At 72.1% G+C, this 14323-nt stretch carries 13 protein-coding genes; 5 read left to right on the plus strand and 8 right to left on the minus strand.

Annotated elements, in window-relative coordinates:
* Nucleotides 1-85: 85 nt before the first annotated feature.
* The 4 genes from NVS83_RS16670 to tsaD are packed head-to-tail and all read right to left on the minus strand — an operon-like array spanning nucleotide 86 to nucleotide 3235.
* Complete coding sequence (locus tag NVS83_RS16670) at nucleotides 86-754, minus strand: class I SAM-dependent methyltransferase (RefSeq protein WP_258740321.1); 669 nt, start codon at nucleotides 752-754, stop codon at nucleotides 86-88.
* Nucleotides 751-1182 carry an EVE domain-containing protein gene (locus NVS83_RS16675; RefSeq protein WP_258740322.1) on the minus strand — a complete coding sequence of 144 codons (432 nt, stop codon included), beginning with the start codon at nucleotides 1180-1182 and terminating at the stop codon, nucleotides 751-753. The genes NVS83_RS16670 and NVS83_RS16675 overlap by 4 nt, the downstream gene beginning before the upstream one ends.
* Nucleotides 1183-1184: 2 nt before the next feature.
* A complete protein-coding gene (locus NVS83_RS16680; protein WP_258740323.1) occupies nucleotides 1185-2174 on the minus strand; it encodes an NAD(P)H-dependent glycerol-3-phosphate dehydrogenase in 990 nt (329 codons plus the stop codon).
* Entirely contained in the window at nucleotides 2174-3235 is a 1062-nt protein-coding gene (gene tsaD, locus NVS83_RS16685) for a tRNA (adenosine(37)-N6)-threonylcarbamoyltransferase complex transferase subunit TsaD (RefSeq protein ID WP_258740324.1), read from the minus strand. The genes NVS83_RS16680 and tsaD overlap by 1 nt, the downstream gene beginning before the upstream one ends.
* Before the next feature lie 61 nt (nucleotides 3236-3296).
* Here tsaD and hemC point away from each other — a divergent pair, with 61 nt between their 5' ends.
* From hemC to NVS83_RS16705, 4 genes are all read left to right on the plus strand, one after another.
* Nucleotides 3297-4259, plus strand: a complete 963-nt coding sequence (hemC, locus tag NVS83_RS16690) for a hydroxymethylbilane synthase (protein WP_258740325.1) — start codon at nucleotides 3297-3299, stop codon at nucleotides 4257-4259.
* Nucleotides 4260-4264: 5 nt separating this feature from the next.
* Nucleotides 4265-4981 carry a uroporphyrinogen-III synthase gene (locus tag NVS83_RS16695; RefSeq protein ID WP_258740326.1) on the plus strand — a complete coding sequence of 239 codons (717 nt, stop codon included), beginning with the start codon at nucleotides 4265-4267 and terminating at the stop codon, nucleotides 4979-4981.
* 93 nt (nucleotides 4982-5074) lie between these two features.
* Entirely contained in the window at nucleotides 5075-6493 is a 1419-nt protein-coding gene (locus NVS83_RS16700) for a hypothetical protein (RefSeq protein ID WP_258740327.1), read from the plus strand.
* Nucleotides 6490-8106: a heme biosynthesis protein HemY gene (locus NVS83_RS16705; RefSeq protein ID WP_258740328.1), complete on the plus strand. Its 1617-nt coding sequence runs from the start codon at nucleotides 6490-6492 to the stop codon at nucleotides 8104-8106. Before NVS83_RS16700 ends, NVS83_RS16705 begins: the two co-directional genes overlap by 4 nt.
* Nucleotides 8107-8600: 494 nt before the next feature.
* On the opposite strand, the gene cobT is transcribed toward NVS83_RS16705, so the two are convergent.
* From cobT to NVS83_RS16720, 3 genes are all read right to left on the minus strand, one after another.
* Nucleotides 8601-10589, minus strand: coding sequence for a cobaltochelatase subunit CobT (gene cobT / locus NVS83_RS16710; RefSeq protein ID WP_258740329.1), 1989 nt, complete (start codon nucleotides 10587-10589; stop codon nucleotides 8601-8603).
* Nucleotides 10590-10758: 169 nt separating this feature from the next.
* The gene (cobS, locus tag NVS83_RS16715; protein WP_258734552.1) at nucleotides 10759-11742 is read right to left on the minus strand and encodes a cobaltochelatase subunit CobS; all 984 of its coding nucleotides are present in this window, start codon (nucleotides 11740-11742) and stop codon (nucleotides 10759-10761) included.
* A gap of 52 nt (nucleotides 11743-11794) precedes the next feature.
* The gene (locus NVS83_RS16720) at nucleotides 11795-12415 is read right to left on the minus strand and encodes a J domain-containing protein (RefSeq protein WP_258734551.1); all 621 of its coding nucleotides are present in this window, start codon (nucleotides 12413-12415) and stop codon (nucleotides 11795-11797) included.
* Between the two features lie 110 nt (nucleotides 12416-12525).
* Between NVS83_RS16720 and NVS83_RS16725 the strand changes: the two genes are divergently transcribed.
* A complete protein-coding gene (locus tag NVS83_RS16725) occupies nucleotides 12526-12822 on the plus strand; it encodes a BolA family protein (RefSeq protein ID WP_258740331.1) in 297 nt (98 codons plus the stop codon).
* A gap of 110 nt (nucleotides 12823-12932) precedes the next feature.
* Here the strand turns inward: NVS83_RS16725 and NVS83_RS16730 are convergent, their stop codons facing one another.
* The gene (locus NVS83_RS16730) at nucleotides 12933-14207 is read right to left on the minus strand and encodes an HlyC/CorC family transporter (protein ID WP_258734549.1); all 1275 of its coding nucleotides are present in this window, start codon (nucleotides 14205-14207) and stop codon (nucleotides 12933-12935) included.
* Nucleotides 14208-14323: the final 116 nt, after the last annotated feature.

Consider the following 14323-nt stretch of genomic DNA (forward strand, 5'->3'; position numbering starts at 1 on the left):
CGCGCGTGTCGGCGGGATTATGGGCACGCACCTTAGCCCCGACAAGGATCGGGCGCGCGCGACTTTGGTCGGTATGTAGTAGCCCCTAGGGAAGGGCGCGCGGGCGCCAGACGGCGGTGCGCTTGATCTCCTCATCCTCCAGCTCGCGGGTGACCGGCACGCCGTAATCGGCGACCTTCTCCAGCCGCTCGCGCGGGAGATAGGTGCGGGCGGGGTCGCCGATCCATACCTGCGCGCCGCGGGCGGCGAGGCTCTCCAGCCAGGCGAAGACGCGCAGCGCCGTATCGCGCTCATAGGCGATGTCGCCGGCGAGGACGACTTCCCAGCCGGCGTCGGTGCCGACGATGTCCTGCGCCAGCACCTGCGGCGCCTCCACCCCGTTCAGCGCCGCGTTGAGGACGATCGCCGCCTGCGCGAACGGGTCGATGTCGGCGGCCTCGACCGCGCGCGCCCCGGCGAGGCCGGCGGCGATGGCGACGAGGCCGGAGCCGGCGGCGAAGTCGAGCACGCGCCGGCCGCGCACGATGTCGGGATGGTCGAGGACGTGGCGGGCGAGCGCCTGCCCGCCGGCCCAGGCGAAGGCCCAGAAGGGCGGCGGCAGGCCGATCTCGCCCAGCTCCTCCTCGGTGCGCTGCCAGATCGGCAGCGATTCGACCGCGAGCTGCAGCGTGATCTCCGGCACCAGCGGCACGGCGAGCGGGCGCGTCTCGGCGCGGATGAAGGCGGCCGGGTCGGCGGCCGCGCGCCGCGTCATGGAGCGAGGCCGGAGATGCCGCCGGCCATTTCGAGCACGATCGCCCATTCCTCGTCGGTGACCGGCTGCACCGAGAGGCGGGAATATTTCATCAGCGCCATCTCGGAGAGGCGCGGCTCGCCCCTGATGGCGGCGAGCGAGACCGGCTTGACCAGCGGCGCGACCGCCTTGAGGTCGACCATCACGAACTTGCCCGAGGCGTCGGAGGGGTCGGGATAGGCTTCCCTGATCACCTCGACGATGCCGACGATCTCCTTGCCTTCGTTGGAGTGGTAGAAGAAGCCGTGGTCGCCGGTCTTCATCGCCTGAAGCTGCTGCTTGGCGAGGTGGTTGCGCACCCCGTCCCAGTGCGTGCCCTTGGCGCCGGCGGCGACCTGCTGCGCCCAGGACCATTTGAAGGGTTCGGACTTGTAGAGCCAGTGCGCCATTTTCACAGTTCCGCCTTTTGCGGCCGGGCCAGCAGCGACCCGATCGCCTGATCCACGTTCCAGTGCCCCGCGAGCACCGCCTCGACCGCCGCCGCGATCGGCATTTCCACGCCCTGCGCCTGCGCCATCGCCACGAGCACGCGGGCGGTCAGCGCGCCTTCGGCGAGCTTGCCGGCGGGGTGGAGCCCGCCCTCGCGCCCGAGCGAGAGGCCGAGGGCGTAGTTGCGCGACTGCGCGGTCGAGCAGGTGAGGATGAGGTCGCCGAGGCCCGACAGGCCGGCCAGCGTCTCCGGCCGGGCGCCGAAGGCGCGGCCGAAGCGGGCGAGCTCGGCGAAGCCGCGGGCGATGAGGGCGGCCGCCGCGCTGGCGCCGAGCGCGCGCCCGCCGACGATGCCGGCGGCGATGGCGAGCACGTTCTTGGCCGCGCCGCCGATCTCGACGCCGCGCACGTCGTCGCTGTGATAGAGCCGGAACGAGGACGAGCCGAGCGCGGCGGCGAGCGCCTCGGCAAGGCCCGGCTCGTGCGCCGCCAGCGTCACCGCGGTCGGCAGGCCGGCGGCGACGTCGGCGGCGAAGCTCGGCCCGGAGAGGATGGCGGGGCGCGCCTGCGGGCAGGCCTCGGCCAGCACCTGCGTCATGAACAGCGAGGTGCCGCGCTCGATCCCCTTGGCGCAGGTGACGAGCGGGGTGCCGGGCGCGAGATGCGGGCACAGCTCGGCGGCGGCGGCGCGGCTCGCCTGCGCCGGCACCACCAGCAGCACCGCGTCGCACGTGGTGAGCGCTTCGGTGTCGGCGGTGGGCTCGACGCCGTCGGCGAGGGCGACGCCGGGCAGGTAGGGCCGGTTCTCGCGCGTGGCGCGCATGGCGGCGATGGCGCCGTCGTCGCGCCCCCACAGAACCACCTCGCGCCCGGCGCGGGCGGCGGCATTGGCGAGCGCGGTGCCCCAGGCGCCGGCCCCGGCCACGCCGATGCGCTGGAGCGGGGGAGGCATCAGTCGAGGCTCGCGGCGCCTTCGACCTCGTCGAGCGGCCAGCGCGCGCGCGGAGCGAAGGAGAGCTCGTCGGTCAGGCCGAGGGCGAGGCGCTCGGCGCCCGCCCAGGCGATCATCGCGCCATTGTCGGTGCACAGCTCCGGTGGGGGCACGGCGAGCCGCGTGCCGCCATCGGCCGCCACCTTGTGCAGCGTGCGCCGCACCACCTGATTCGCGCCGACGCCGCCGGCGAGCACGAGCGCGTTCGGCTTGATGCCGTGCTCGCGCATCTTGCGCAGCGCGCAGCGCACGCGGTCGGCCAGCACGTCGACCACCGCCGCCTGGAAGGAGGCGCACAAATCGTTGACGTCCTGGTCGTGCAGCGGCGCGATGGCGAGCGCCTCCAGCCGCACCGCGGTCTTCAGCCCGGAGAGCGAGAAGTCCGGCGTCGGCCTGCCCATCAGCGGGCGCGGCAGGTGGAAGCGCGAGGCATCGCCCCGCAGCGCGGCGCGCTCCACCGCCGGGCCGCCCGGGTAGGGCAGGCCGAGCATCTTGGCGGTCTTGTCGAAGGCTTCGCCGATGGCATCGTCGATGGTGCCGCCGAGCTTGTGGTATTCGCCCACGCCGGTGACGGCGACGAGCTGGGTGTGCCCGCCCGAGACCAGCAGCAGCAGGAAGGGAAAGGGCACGGCGTCGGTGAGCCGGGCCGTCAGCGCGTGCGCCTCGAGGTGGTTCACCGCGACCAGCGGCTTGCGCGCGGCGAGCGACATCGCCTTGGCGGTGGTGAGCCCGACGATGACGCCGCCGATGAGGCCCGGGCCGGCGGCGGCGGCGATGGCGTCGAGCTCGACCAGCTTGACGCCGGAGGAGCGCAGCGCGCGCTCGATCACATGGTCGAGAACCTCGACATGAGCGCGCGCGGCGATCTCCGGCACCACGCCGCCATAGGCCGCGTGATCGTCGGTCTGCGACAGCACGATATTGGACAGAATCGTGCCGGTGCCATCGGCGCGGCGGCGCACGATCGCGGCGGCGGTTTCGTCGCAGGTGGTCTCGATGCCGAGAAGAAGAAGATCGCGCATTGACTTCCGGATGCCGGACGGCGTTTTTTCGCCCCGTGAACCGCTAGCATCGCAGGGCCCAATGACGCAATCGTCCCCTTCCTCCGCGCCTTCCGATCCTTCCGCCTCGCCGAAGCTCCGCCTCGGCACGCGCGGCAGCATTCTCGCCCTCTGGCAGGCCGAAGCGGTGCGCGACGCGCTGCTCAAGGCGCATGGCTGGGAGCCGGAGGCGATCGAGATCGTCACCATCCGCACCACGGGCGACGCCCTCACCGACCGCGCCCTATCCGAGGCGGGCGGCAAGGGGCTGTTCATCAAGGAGATCGAGGAGGCGCTGCTCGACCGGCGCATCGACCTTGCCGTGCACTCGGCCAAGGACATGGAGACGCGGCTGCCGGACGGGCTGCACATCGTCGGCTACCTGCCGCGCGGCGAGGTGCGCGACTGCCTTGTGAGCCGCGATGGCGGCGGTCTCGACGACCTGCCCCAGGGAGCGAAGGTGGGCACCGCCTCGCTGCGCCGCGCCGCCCAGCTCCGCCGGCTGCGGCCGGACCTCGAGATCGGGCTGATGCGCGGCAACGTGCAGACGCGCCTTGGCAAGCTCGAGCGTGGCGAGTTCGACGCGACGCTGCTCGCGCTCACCGGGCTGGAGCGGCTCGGCATCGCCGACAAGGCGAGCGCGATTCTCGGCACCGACGACTTCCTGCCCGCGGTCGGGCAGGGGGCGATCGCCATCGAATCGCGCTTCGGCGACATCGAGGTCGACGCGCTGCTGGTGAAGGCGGTCTGCCCGGTGACGGGGCTGGCGCTGCGCGTCGAGCGTGCCTTCCTCGGCGAGATGGACGGCTCCTGCCGCACGCCCATCGCAGGCCTCGCCGAGGTCGACGGCGAGGAGATCCATTTCCGCGGTGTCGTGCTCTCGCCCGATGGCGAGCAGTATTTCGAGATCGTCCGCCACGGGCCGGTGAACCGGGCGCTGGAGCTGGGCATCGCCGCGGGGCGCGAGCTGCGCGCCATGGTGCCGCCCGGTCTGATCGGCGGCTGAGCGCCATGGCGCCCGCTGCCCGCGTGCTGGTCACCCGCCCGGCGCCCGACGCCGAGGCGACGGCCGGCCGGCTGCGGGCGGCCGGATTCGCGGCCGTGGTCGACCCGATGCTGGTGGTCGAGCCATTGCCCGGCACGAGCCTGCCGGAGGGGCGTTTCGACGCGGTGGCGCTGACCAGCGTGAACGGGGCGCGGCTGCTGGCCGGGCGGGCCGAGCTCGCCGGGCTGCGCGCGCTGCCGCTCTACGCGGTCGGCCGGCGCACGGCGGCGGCCGCGCCGGCCGGCTTCGCGGCGACCCGCGTGGCGGGCGGCAGCGGGGCGGCACTGGCCGAGCTGCTGCGGGCGGAGCTGCCCCCCGGCGCCCGGCTGCTGCATGTGGCAGGCGAGGACCGGGCGGTCGATCTCGGCGCCGAGCTCGCGGAGGCGGGGATCGATGTCGGTCTGTTCGTGATCTATCGCGCGGTGCCAGCGAGGGCGCTGGCGCCGGCCACCATTGCCGCGATCGAGGGCGGGCAGGTGGGGGCGGCGTTCCACTTTTCCCCACGTACGGCGGCGACGCTGGCCGAGCGCGCGCATGAGGCGGGGGTGGCCGCGCGGCTGGCCGAAGTGGAGCATCTGTGCTTCTCGGCGGGGGTCGCCGCACCGCTCCGCTCCGCCGGATGGCGTACCCGTATCGCAGCGACACCGAGCGAAGAGGGGTTGTTCGCGCTGCTGAAGCGATGAAGCATGGGGTCCTCCGAGGTTGCGGCCGGCTGCCCCCCGGTCTATCCCGGGAACCACGACCCGGCCCGCGCTTTATGTTCCAGAGGTATGCACGTGGCGACTGACGATCCGACATTCGAGCCGAAGAACGATGGCGGAAAGAAAGGCGCGGGCAAATCGCGCCGCCGCCCGCCGCCGACGCTCGACCTCGCCGCCACTGAGGTGAAGTCGGCCGGTCCCAAGGCACCGGAGGACGAGGTTCCGCCCGCAGGCGCGCCCATCTCCGGAGAATCCGCGTCGCCGCAGACGGCGTCCGGGGAGACCGCCCCCGAGGGGACGGCCCCGCACGGCGCTCCCGGCAAGGTGCCGGTCCTCGACCTCGACGAGACGCCCGCCAAGGCCGACCCGAAGGACGAGACGGTGGTCGCCGCCGAGCCCGAGACGCCGGCACCGGATGCGCCGGACACGGCTTCCGCGCCGGGCGACGGCGGCTCCGGGGACGGTCCCTCCGAACCCGCGACGCCTCCCGTCGCCCCGCCGCCGCGCCGCCAGCTCGGCCTCGTCGGCGTGTCGATCGCGGCGCTGGTCGCCGGCTTGATCGGCGGCGCTTTCGCCTTCGCGGTGGCATCCACCTTCTACGGCGCCAGCCAGAACGTCGATGCCATCACCGAGCTCGAGGCGCGCGCGCTCGACCTGCGCCAGCGGGTCGAGGCGATCGAGGCCAAGGAAAACGCGGCCCCGTCCGGCAACGGCGGCGCCGTGCCTGCCGAGTTCGCCTCGCGGCTCGACGAGCTCGAGGCCGGGCTCGACGCGCTCGGCAAGAAGGTCGACGCGCCGCCCGCGCCGCCGGCCGGCCTGTCGGAGCTGAGCGACCGTCTGGCCTCGCTCCAGAAGAGCGTCGAGGCGATGCCCGCCCCGGCGCCGGCCGCCTCGCCCGATGACCTCGCCGCGGCCAATGCCCGCGTCGACACGCTGGAGCAACGCCTTTCCGCCCTTTCCACCGCCCAGGCGGCCGGCGAGCGCGGCCCGGCCCAGCTTCTCGCGCTCGACGCGCTGCAGGACGCGCTCGTCGCCAACCATCCCTTCGCCAGCGAACTGAGCGTCGCGCAGTCGCTGCTCGGCGACGAGGCGAGCGCGCTCGACCCGCTCAAGCCCATGGCGGCGAGCGGCTTTCCCGGCGGCCGCGCGCTCGCGGCCGAGCTGAAGCAGGCGACCGCCCCCGCACCCGCCGAGGGCGCGGCGCCGGCGGCCTCGCCCGATGATGGGGTGATCGACCGGCTGATGAAAAGCGCGCAGGGCCTCGTCGCGGTGCGCCACACCGATGCCGCGCCGCCCACGCTCGCCACCGCCGAGGCGGCGCTGACGCGCGGCGACTACGAGGCGGCGCTGACCGCCCTCCACGCGCTGCCGGAGGACACCCGCGCCGCCGCAGGCAAGGTGGTCGCGACGGTGGAGGCACGGCAGGAGGCGCTCGGCAAAATCGCCGCGCTCAACCACCGAATTCTCGGCTCGCTGGCGGGAGGTGCGCAATGATCCGGCTCGTCGTCTATCTGCTGATCCTCGCCGGGATCGCCTTCGGCGTCGCCTGGCTCGCCGACCGCCCGGGCACCATTGCCATGGACTGGCAGGGCTGGCACATCGAGACCAGCGTGCTGGTGGCCGCGAGCGGCCTCCTCGTGCTGGTCGCGGCGGTGATCCTGCTGTGGTCGCTGCTGCGGCTGATCGTGCGCTCGCCGGACATGATCGCCGGCTCCTACCGCCAGCGCCGCCGCAACCGGGGCTGGGCGGCGATCTCGCGCGGGCTGGTCGCGGTCGGCTCGGGCGACACGCTCGGCGCCAAGCGCGCGGCCAACGACGCCCAGCGCCTGCTCGGCCAGGAGCCGCTGACGCACCTGCTGACCGCGCAGGCGGCGCAGCTCTCCGGCGACGCCGCCGGCGCCGAGGCGACCTTCCGCGCCATGACCGAGACCACCTCGACCCGGATGCTCGGCCTGCGCGGCCTGCATGTCGAGGCGCGCCGGCGCGGCGACGCCAATGCGGCGCTGATGGCGGCGGAGGAAGCCGCCCGCTATGAGCCCGGTCTCGCCTGGGCGGCGGATGCGGTGATCGAGGCGCGCTGCCATGCCGGCGACTTCGCCGGCGCGCTGGCGGTGCTGGAGCGCGAGGCCGCCCATGGCGGGCTCGACCGCGCCGCGCATCGCCGCCGCCGTGCCGTGCTGCTGGCGGCGCAGGCGCAGGCACTCGAACTGGCCGATCCGGCGGTGGCGCGCGAGAAGGCGGTGGAGGCGACCCGCCTCGCGCCGACTCTGGTGCCCGCGGCCGAGGTCGCCGGCCGCCTGCTCGGCGCCAATGGCGACACGCGCAAGGCCGCCAAGGTGCTGGAGACCGCCTATGCGGCGACGCCGCACCCCGACCTCGCCGACGCCTATCTGCATCTGCGGCCGGGCGACTCCTCGCGCGAGCGGCTGAAGCGCATGCGCACCCTGACCGCGCGCATGCCGGCCCATGCCGAGAGCGCGTTGGCGCTCGCCCGAGCCGCGCTCGACGCGCAGGAGTTCGACGTCGCGCGCACCTCGCTCGGCCCTCTGCTGGGCGAGCCGTCGCAGCGCACCTGCCTGCTGATGGCGGAGCTGGAGGCGGCGGAGAACGGCGATGTCGGCAAGGCGCGCGAATGGACCGCGCGTGCGGTGCGCGCGCCGCGCGACCCGGCCTGGGTCGCCGACGGCGTGGTGGCGGAGAACTGGGGCCCGGTGTCGCCGGTGACCGGCAAGCTCGACGCCTTCGAGTGGCGGCTGCCGCCGGGCGTGGCGGCGACCCCGCTGCTGGAGAACGAGGCCGACCGGGTGAAGGCGGCGATTGCCGCCGCGCTGGAGAGCCGTGCGGCCAAGGAGATCAAGAACGAGGTGGAGAGCGCGGCCGCCGATGCCGCCGCCTTCGACCCCGCGCCGCTGAAGACTCCGCCGGCGGCCGATCCGGTGCCCAAGCCAATCGACACCCCCGCGCCGGTGCCGTCCCCGGCCGCTGCGCACCGTTCGGTGCCGCTGGCCCAGCCGGTGGTCGCCGCGCCGCACCTGCCGGACGATCCCGGCCCCGGCCCGTTCCCCGAGGACGAGATCAGCGAGAAGCGCGCGACCTTCGGCGTGTGATCGGGGCCGCCCGTTCCGGCGGGCGGCGCCTCCCGCTCGCGCGGCGATGGCCTCGCCTCGGCCGCCGGAGGACAGGCAAAGAAAAAGGGCGCACCTTTCGGTACGCCCCGGCTCGTTCCAAAGAAAGAGCACCGCCAGAAGCCGGCCGCTCGTCACGCGACCGGAGGGAAAGACCGTGGCCGGAGTACATCCGTCCTGACCCCGGTCCGATCGGCGAGGCGCTGACGAAGCGCCAACATGCCGAAAGCCCTTTCTGGCGGGTTGAAGCCTATATGGGGGTGCGCGCCCGCCGTTCAAGGGGGCTACGGGCGATTGCGGCGGGCATGTCTTCGCCGGGCTGAGAAGGCCTAGGCCACGGCGGCCGACACCCGCGCGGATGCCCATCGAAAAGCGGCGATCCCGCAAAGGCAGGCGAGCGCATCGCCTGCGTCTTCCCGGACGCCACCTCTCGCCCGGAGCTTAAGCCGGCCTCTCTTCAGGCCGGCTCGCCCCGCTCAGTGCACGCGGCGCGTGGGGATCGGCGTCGCGCCTGCACCCGAAGCGCCGGCGCCGGAGCCCGCGAGGCGGATGCCGGGGCTGGGACGCGAGGGCCGTCCGGCCATCTCCTTGCCGCCCTTGTCGCCACGGGTGCGCTCGTCGAACAGCTCGGCCAGCTTCTCGGTCATGGCACCGCCCAGCTCCTCGGCGTCGACGATGGTGACCGCGCGCTTGTAGTAGCGCGTCACGTCATGGCCGATGCCGATGGCGATCAGCTCGACCGGGGACTTGTCCTCGATCTGCTGGATCACCCAGCGCAGGTGGCGCTCGAGATAGTTGCCCGGGTTCACCGAGAGGGTGGAATCGTCCACCGGCGCGCCGTCGGAGATCATCATCAGGATGCGGCGCGATTCATTGCGCGCCAGCAGGCGGTTATGCGCCCAGTCCAGCGCCTCGCCGTCGATGTTCTCCTTCAGCAGGCCCTCGCGCATCATCAGGCCGAGATTGCGCCGCGCCCGGCGCCAGGGGGCGTCGGCGGCCTTGTAGATGATGTGGCGCAGGTCGTTCAGGCGGCCGGGCGAGCCCGGCTTGCCGGAGGAGAGCCACGCCTCGCGCGCCTGCCCACCCTTCCAGGCCTTGGTGGTGAAGCCGAGGATCTCGACCTTCACCCCGCAGCGCTCCAGCGTGCGCGCCAGAATGTCCGCGCAGGCGGCGGCGACCGTGATCGGGCGCCCGCGCATCGAGCCGGAATTGTCGAGCAGCAGCGTCACCACCGTGTCGCGGAAGTCGGTGTCGCGCTCGCGCTTGAAGGAGAGCGGCTGCATGGGGTCGAGGATGACGCGGTGCAGGCGCGCGGGGTCGAGCATGCCCTCCTCGAGGTCGAACTCCCAGCCGCGGCTCTGCTGCGCCATCAGCCGGCGCTGCAGCCGGTTGGCGAGGCGCGCGACGATGCCCTGCAGGTGCACAAGCTGCTTGTCGAGATAGGCGCGCAGCCGCGCCAGCTCCTCCGGGTCGCACAGCTCGTCCGCGTTCACCGTCTCGTCGAAGCGAGGGGTGAAGGGGTGGTATTCGGGTGGGCGCGGCTCGCTGGGCACCGCGTTCTGCGGGCGCCAGGGCTCGGAGGATTCGTCGGATTCGCCGAGCTCGGTGTCGTCCGCCAGCTCGGAGCTGGGCTGCTCCTGCTGCTCCTCGCTCTCCTCCGGCGTCTGGTCGGAGGAAAGGTCGGTGTCGACCTCGGTGGTGCCTTCCGAGCTGTCCTCCTGGTCCGCCTCGCTGCCCTGCCCGGAATCCTCGTCCTGGCGGTCGTCGGCGTCGGTGGAGGGGTCGTTGTTCTCGTCGAACGGGGCGATGTCCTCGCCCATGCCGAGCGAGGAGAGAAGGTCGCGCATCGCCTCGGCGAAGCGGGACTGGTCGTCGGCCGAGCCGGCGAGCTCGTCCAGCGCCGCGCCGCCGCGCTCCTCGACGAAGCCGCGCCAGAGGTTCACCAGCTCGCGCGCGGCCGCCGGCGGGGCCATGCCGGTCATGCGCTCGCGCAGCATGAGCGAGAGCGCGTGCTCGATCGGCGCGTCGGAGCGGTCGGCGAGATTGGCGAAATTGGCCTTCTGGTAGCGGTCCTCCAGCATGGCCGAGAGGTTGAGCGCGACCCCGTCCATGCGCAGCGCGCCGAGCGCCTCGCAGCGGGTCTGCTCGGCGGCCTCGAAGGCGGCGCGGGCGGTCTGGCCCTGCGGCACCAGCCGGCGGTGCACCTTGGGGTCGTGGCAGGCGAGGCGCAGCGCCATGGAATCGGCGTGGCCGCGCATCACCGCCGCGTCCTGCTTGGACATGCGCCGGCCTGGCTCGGGCAGGCGGGCGCGCCCGTCCGCGAAGCCGGGACGCTCGGAGCCGTAGGTGACCTCGATCTCGCGGTCGCCGGCGATGGCGCGCAGGCAGCCGGTGACGGCGCGCTTGAGCGGCTCGGTCGGGGCCTCCTTGGGCGGTGTACGCGTCGGGCGGTTCGAGGTGGTCATGGCAGTCGCCTTGTCTGTGGCGTCACCTCCCCCGGGCGGGGGAGGGCGTCTCGAATTTCCGTTCCGGCGGGGCATGGCGGCCCGCCGTGCCGGAGGCCGGCATGCGCGCCGCGCCGCCCCGTCCCTCTGCCCGGCCGTTCACGTGCCGGGAGAGGGCGCGGGCGCCGGGTCAGGACAGCACGACGTTGACGGCGGATTCGGCCAGTTCCTTGCCGAAGCAGCGCTGGTAGAACTCCGCCACCAGCGGGCGCTCCAGCTCGTCGCACTTGTTGAGGAAGGTCACGCGGAAGGAGAAGGCGAGGTCCTGGAAGATCTCGGCGTTCTCCGCCCAGGTGATCACGGTGCGCGGGCTCATCACCGTCGACAGGTCGCCATTGACGAAGGCCTGGCGGGTGAGGTCGGCGAGGCGCACCATGCGCGAGACCGTGTCGCGGCCTTCCGGCGTCTGCATCTGCTTGGCCTTGGAGACGACGATGTCGACCTCCTTGTCGTGCGCCAGGTAGTTCAGCGAGGTGACGATGGACCAGCGGTCCATCTGCGCCTGGTTGATCTGCTGCGTGCCGTGATAGAGGCCCGTCGTGTCGCCGAGGCCGATCGTGTTGGCGGTGGCGAACAGGCGGAACGCGCCGTGCGGGCGGATGACGCGGTTCTGGTCGAGCAGCGTCAGCCGGCCCGAGCTCTCCAGCACGCGCTGGATCACGAACATCACGTCCGGGCGGCCCGCGTCGTACTCGTCGAACACCAGCGCGACGTTGTTCTGGTAGGCCCAGGGCAGGATGCCGTCGCGGAACTCGGTGACCTGCAGGCCATCCTTCACGACGATCGCGTCCTTGCCGATCAGGTCGATGCGGCTGATGTGGCTGTCGAGGTTGACGCGCACGCAGGGCCAGTTGAGGCGGGCCGCGACCTGCTCGATATGGCTCGACTTGCCGGTGCCGTGATAGCCGGTGACCATGACGCGCCGGTTGTGGGCGAAGCCGGCGAGGATGGCGAGGGTGGTCGGGCGGTCGAACAGGTAGTCGGGGTCGACCTCCGGCACGTACTCGTCCGGCTCGGCATAGGCCGGCACGTCGAGATCCACGTCGATGCCGAACACCTGCCGGACCGAAACCTTCATGTCCGGCAGCGCGGGTTGCGTGTGCGAGGCAGTCATTCTTCCTCCGTTACCGGGCTTCTGCCGCGGGCTGGTCTGGCGGACGGCGTTGCTAGCAGTAGCCCGCGCTCTTGAGATGATTATAGGCCTGGATGACGTCGCGCAGGCGGTCCTCGGTCGAAATGTCGCCGCCATTCGCGTCCGGATGGTATTTCTTCACCAGAAGCTTGAACCGTGCCTTGATCTCCTGCGGCGTGGCCGAGATCTCGACGCCGAGCGATTCAAAGGCCCGGCGCTCGGCATTGCGGATCATCCGGTTCTCGCGCGGGGCCTCCGGCTCGGGTCGTTCGCTGCCGCCGACCTCGCCGAACATGCCGAACGGGTCCACAAAGCCTTCCGGCTGGTGGTGGCGGGCATAGGCCCGGCGTTCCGAATCGCCGCCCCGCGATCCCATCTTCCAGGTCGGCCGATGGCCGGTCATGGCATCCTTCTGATAGGCCATGACGTCTTCGTCCGGCATGCCGGAGAAGTAGTTGTAGGACTGGTTGTACTCGCGCACGTGATCGAAACAGTAGCGCCAGAACTGGCCCTCGCGGTCGCGGCCCTTCGGCGCGCGATGGGTCGCCGGATTGCAGCACCCCTGCCATTCGCAGACGGGGCCTTCCGCCTTAAGGCGACGATCGCGGTCCGGCTTCACGCGGATGCGGTCGAATATGGGGGAGTCGAACTTCATGACGGATCGATTATGCTTCTGCCGGGCCAGGTATACAAGAAACCGCGGCGCCGTCACCGTCCGTTCGGACGATATTGACGCCGGGCCGTTGGACGGATACCGCAGCGACCATGAGCGCCACCCCTGATCGTACCGATGCCGTTGCCGAAGCGCTGGCCCGCGTGCGGGCGGCGCTGGCCGAACTCTCGCCCCAGGTGCTCGAGCTCAAGGACGAGAGTCATCGGCATGAAGGCCATGGCGGGCACCGTGCGGGACATCTCACTCATCTTCGTGTGCGGATCGTGGCGGAGGCGTTCCGCGGTCAGAACCGTCTCGCCCGGCATCGCATCGTGAACGGCCTGCTGGCGGACGAGATCGCCCGCGGCCTGCACGCCCTGGCGATCGAGGCCTCGGCCCCGGGCGAATAGGCCCGGGCGCGGCGCGCCTGCGTTCGATGCCGGGAGACTGGCCCAGCCTATATGGGGCGTGCGCGCGCCAATTCCAGCGTATCGCGAGCGATAGGTTCCCGTCCGGCGCCTCAGGCCGGGCGCGGCAGCGGGCTCACCCGCAGCAGGGTGATGCGGTTGCGCTGCTTGCGCATCACCTGGAACCGGAAGCCGTGGAAGATGAAGGCTTGGCCCGGCTCGGGAATGATGCGCGCCTCGTGGATGACGAGGCCGGCGATGGTGGTCGCCTCCTCGTCCGGCAGTTCCCAGCCCATGGCGCGGTTGAGGTCGCGGATCGCCATCGAGCCTTCCACGCTCACCGAGCCGTCCGGATTGCGGCGCGCGCCGGCGAAGGCCTTGTCGTGCTCGTCGGAGATGTCGCCGACGATTTCCTCCAGGATGTCCTCCAGCGTCACGAGGCCCATCACCTCGCCATACTCGTCGACGACGAGGGCGAAGTGCTGCTTGCGGCGGCGGAACGCCTTGAGCTGGTCGGCAAGCGAGGTGACGTCCGGTACGAACCAGGCGGGCAGGGCGATCTTCTCGATGTCGAGCCCGGCGATGTCGTTGCCGATGGTGCGCAGCTCGCGCAGCAGGTCCTTGGCGTGCAGCACGCCGACGATGTTGTCGGGGCGCTCGCGCCACAGCGGCAGGCGGGTGAAGGGGGAGGCCAGCACCTCGTTCACCAGCTTTTCGGGCGGCTCGTCGGCGTTGAGGCTCGCCATCTTGGTGCGGTGGACCATGATGTCGGAGACCTCCAGCTCGCCGAGGTCGAGCAGGCCGCCGAGCATGTCGCGCTCGTCCTTCACCACGCTGCCCTCGCGGTGCAGCAGGTCGACCGCGCCGCGCAGCTCCTCGGCGGCGGTGAGCACGCTCTTGGTCTTGCCGACCGGCACCCCGACGGCGCCCAGCAGCGCGCGCACCAGCGCCTCGATGGCGAGGGTGAGCGGCCCGAACAGACTGACGATGGCGCGGATCGGCCGCGCCACCATCAGCGACACGCTGTCGGGATGGTTGAGGGCGATGGTCTTGGGCAGCACCTCGGAGAAGATGACGACGATGATCGTCATGCCGAGCGTCGCATAGGCGATGCCGGCCGAGCCGAACCAGGCCAGCAGCAGGCCGGTGGCGAGCGAGGAGGCGGCGATGTTGACGAGGTTGTTGCCGAGCAGGATGCCGCCGATCAGCCGCTCCCGGCGCTCCATCATGCGGTTGACGAGGGTGGCCCGCTTGTCGCCGTTCTTCTCCAGCGCGTGCATGCGCGCCTTGGAGGAGGCGGTGAGGGCGGTCTCGCTGCCCGAGAAGAAGAAGGACAGCAGCAGACAGACGGCGACGGCGCCGAGAGCCAGCCAGTCATAGGTCGTCAATGGGCCCTCCCGGGATTCGGCTTCCCCAGCTCTGGTGCCGCTCCCTGCCCGGACCGGCGGGGCGGCAGCGACGATGTGCGCGCGCGGCCCGAGGGGCCGCCCGCCCATTTCTAGCC

This window comes from Ancylobacter mangrovi (assembly GCF_024752335.1).
GTDB classification, from domain to species: Bacteria; Pseudomonadota; Alphaproteobacteria; order Rhizobiales; family Xanthobacteraceae; genus Ancylobacter; species Ancylobacter mangrovi.

Coding starts and splice junctions, on each gene's coding strand:
- NVS83_RS16670 (WP_258740321.1), bottom strand. CDS start 754: ATGACGCGGCGCGCGGCCGCCGACCCGGCCGCCTTCATCCGCGCCGAG.
- NVS83_RS16675 (WP_258740322.1), bottom strand. CDS start 1,182: ATGGCGCACTGGCTCTACAAGTCCGAACCCTTCAAATGGTCCTGGGCG.
- NVS83_RS16680 (WP_258740323.1), bottom strand. CDS start 2,174: ATGCCTCCCCCGCTCCAGCGCATCGGCGTGGCCGGGGCCGGCGCCTGG.
- tsaD (WP_258740324.1), bottom strand. CDS start 3,235: ATGCGCGATCTTCTTCTTCTCGGCATCGAGACCACCTGCGACGAAACC.
- hemC (WP_258740325.1), top strand. CDS start 3,297: ATGACGCAATCGTCCCCTTCCTCCGCGCCTTCCGATCCTTCCGCCTCG.
- NVS83_RS16695 (WP_258740326.1), top strand. CDS start 4,265: ATGGCGCCCGCTGCCCGCGTGCTGGTCACCCGCCCGGCGCCCGACGCC.
- NVS83_RS16705 (WP_258740328.1), top strand. CDS start 6,490: ATGATCCGGCTCGTCGTCTATCTGCTGATCCTCGCCGGGATCGCCTTC.
- cobT (WP_258740329.1), bottom strand. CDS start 10,589: ATGACCACCTCGAACCGCCCGACGCGTACACCGCCCAAGGAGGCCCCG.
- cobS (WP_258734552.1), bottom strand. CDS start 11,742: ATGACTGCCTCGCACACGCAACCCGCGCTGCCGGACATGAAGGTTTCG.
- NVS83_RS16720 (WP_258734551.1), bottom strand. CDS start 12,415: ATGAAGTTCGACTCCCCCATATTCGACCGCATCCGCGTGAAGCCGGAC.
- NVS83_RS16725 (WP_258740331.1), top strand. CDS start 12,526: ATGAGCGCCACCCCTGATCGTACCGATGCCGTTGCCGAAGCGCTGGCC.